This window comes from Streptomyces lancefieldiae (assembly GCF_031845825.1).
GTDB classification, from domain to species: Bacteria; Actinomycetota; Actinomycetes; order Streptomycetales; family Streptomycetaceae; genus Streptomyces; species Streptomyces lancefieldiae.
Genome location: NZ_JAVRFH010000183.1, coordinates 1 through 2366 on the forward strand (window position 1 = coordinate 1; position 2366 = coordinate 2366).

The following is a 2366-nucleotide window of genomic DNA, read 5'->3' on the forward strand; positions in this document are numbered from 1 at the left end:
AGCAACTGCTCCTCGCCACCGCCACCTCCCGCCCTGACGACATCGACGCCATCCGGTGGCTGCTCCCCGATGACCTCACCCTGCCGCTGCACGCCGGCCTGTGGCAGTGCCTGACCACCCTCGCTGCCGCAACGAGCCCATCGATCCCGTCACCGTCCTGTGGGAAGCCCAGCAGCGCGGCCTGCTGGACGGCGGCAGTGAACCCGGCGAGGCCCTGCGCATGCTGGCCGAACCGGCCGGATCCGTCGAGCACTGGAGTGAACGCGCCCTGCAGCGCTCCCTCCTGGCCACGGCCGAGCGCACCGGACGGCGCATCGAGGCATACGCCGGCGACCCGGCGAACACCCCCTTCCAGCTCGTCGTCGGCGCCCGCCGTGCCCTCGCTGACATCGCCGCCGTCCACACCCGCTGGCAGAACGCCACCCAAGCCACCCCGCCACAGCAGCGGCGCCCGACGCCTACCACCCGCGCCGGCCCGCCGACCACCACCGCCGCACACGCCGTCCGGTCCACACGAGCAACCCGGTAACCACCCGAGTACGCCGGTGGCCGGATCCGAAGGCCCGGCCACCGGCAGAACAGATGAGACCCCCACGTGGCTCCAGCCATCGACGCCCATGTCCGCCTCGACACCCACCCCCTCACCCGAGCGCCGTGCAGGCCGTCCTGACCGGCACCCAGGCCCGCGTGGCCTCCATGGCTCTGGAAGCCGCCGACTGGAGCGTCGCCGCCACCAACGTCCTGGCCCTGGCCCGCATCGATCACGAGGAGCCCTACTGGGCCGCCGACGCAGCCCAGCACCTTATCGCCGAAGGCATCACCGTCGAGATCACCCCGCGCCGCCAGCAGCGTCCAGACCTCGATCAGGTCCTCCGGCTCCCACTCCTGCCGCACCCCGCGCTCCCTCCGGTCGTCATGACCGGACCAACCTCGCCGAACACGGCCCCCGATGAGCCCAGAAGGTCAAAAGCCCCGACAAGCGCACCCTAGATTCGCTACAGAGAGCTACTAGTCACTTCGCCGTATCTTCGGGAGAACAGGGCCGTCAAGGAAGAATGATCGTGTCGATGCGAGGTAGCGACGCAGTGGCGTGATCAGTTGCCGACGGCAAATCCTGGTTGCAGGGAGGCATCGTCCCGTGGTGGGATGCGCCGCATCCCGACAGCGCGAACTCGGTGTGCCGGAGGCTTTCGAGCGGACGGCACCCCGCTTGCTGCTGGTCATTACCACCCAGCGAACGGCACGACCGAGATCGGTGGTGTCGGCACCCTTCCAGGCTGGAAAAGCCTGCGCTTCACCTCGCCGCCCACACCGAGCTGACCGGCCGCTATCTGCGCCGTACAGGTATGGACCTCGTGTACGCCTACAACCCGCGCAACGCGGCGGGCGACGGCTGGATCCCCTTCGACCAACGCGTCATCGCGTCGTACGCCAGTCACACTCCCCTGCGTGGCCTCATCCAGTTGTGGGAGACCGGCGACTTCCTGACCAGTGCGGAGGCCGTTCCGTACGGAGCAGCGCGTCCGCACGCGCGACGGCCTCCGCGTGATGGGCGAGGACGTGTCCCGCGCGCACCAGTGTGCTCGGCGTCATGCCTCCCAAATAGAGCGAGTCCAAGTCGCGGACATCCAGGGAGAGATCGGGGCCCTTGTCCGTGGGAAGGCAGGCCGCCTCGCCGTCGCGCACGGTCAGCAGGTAACGGCCGTGCTCGGCCAGGAACGGGTCCTCGACGTCCGGGACGAGTTCGCCGTCCGCCGACCAGCCCCGGGCCGTCAGGGCGCATGGGATGTCGAGGAGGCGTACCCACAGCCAGTCGGTGTGGCCGCCGGCCTCACCCGCACGCAGGTCGGCGAGCTGCCAGCGCAGCTGATGGTCGGACGGGACATGCCGGAACACGACCTGTGACACCAGGTCGTGCCCGAGGGCGAAACGGGCCAGAGCCGTGAAGGCGGCGTCATCGGTGGTGACGGTCTCGTGGCGGTATGCCTTCTGACGGCAGCGTTGGGAGCATGTCTGGCGTTGTGACCCGCCGCGCCCTCGGGCAGCGGGTCCGAACAAACAGGGCAGGACGGGGCTCCGGGGGACGCCTTGCGGGTCGGGGCGAGGGCGCCAGCCCTCACCCCGACCCTGTTGGGTGAAGCCGCGGGTTCGGGCAGTGACCTCCGTTTCGGACCCGTTGGTACTGCCCGTTGAGCGTGATGCGGGTGCATTCAACTGGTCGTCGCAACACCTCGATCGTGGAGGTGTTGGATGGGACGACCGAGGAAGTCGATGCCGCAGGCTACGGCCGGGGCGCGACGGCAGTGGGCCGCGGACCGGGCGATGCGGGCGCCAATGCGCTCGCCCGGCCGTCCGGAGCCGTCGCG

The 2366-nt window shown here is 69.9% G+C and carries 1 protein-coding gene and 2 pseudogenes; 2 read left to right on the forward strand and 1 reads right to left on the reverse strand.

Annotated elements, in window-relative coordinates; translation table 11 throughout:
- Together RM812_RS41380 and RM812_RS41385 are read left to right on the forward strand one after the other, a co-directional pair.
- Nucleotides 1-529: pseudogene (locus RM812_RS41380) on the forward strand (DnaB-like helicase N-terminal domain-containing protein); the annotation flags it as partial.
- A gap of 125 nt (nucleotides 530-654) precedes the next feature.
- A complete protein-coding gene (locus tag RM812_RS41385; RefSeq protein ID WP_311586067.1) occupies nucleotides 655-990 on the forward strand; it encodes a hypothetical protein in 336 nt (111 codons plus the stop codon).
- Between the two features lie 465 nt (nucleotides 991-1455).
- Here the strand turns inward: RM812_RS41385 and RM812_RS41390 are convergent.
- Nucleotides 1456-1974: pseudogene (locus tag RM812_RS41390) on the reverse strand (sterol carrier protein domain-containing protein); the annotation flags it as partial.
- Nucleotides 1975-2366: the final 392 nt, after the last annotated feature.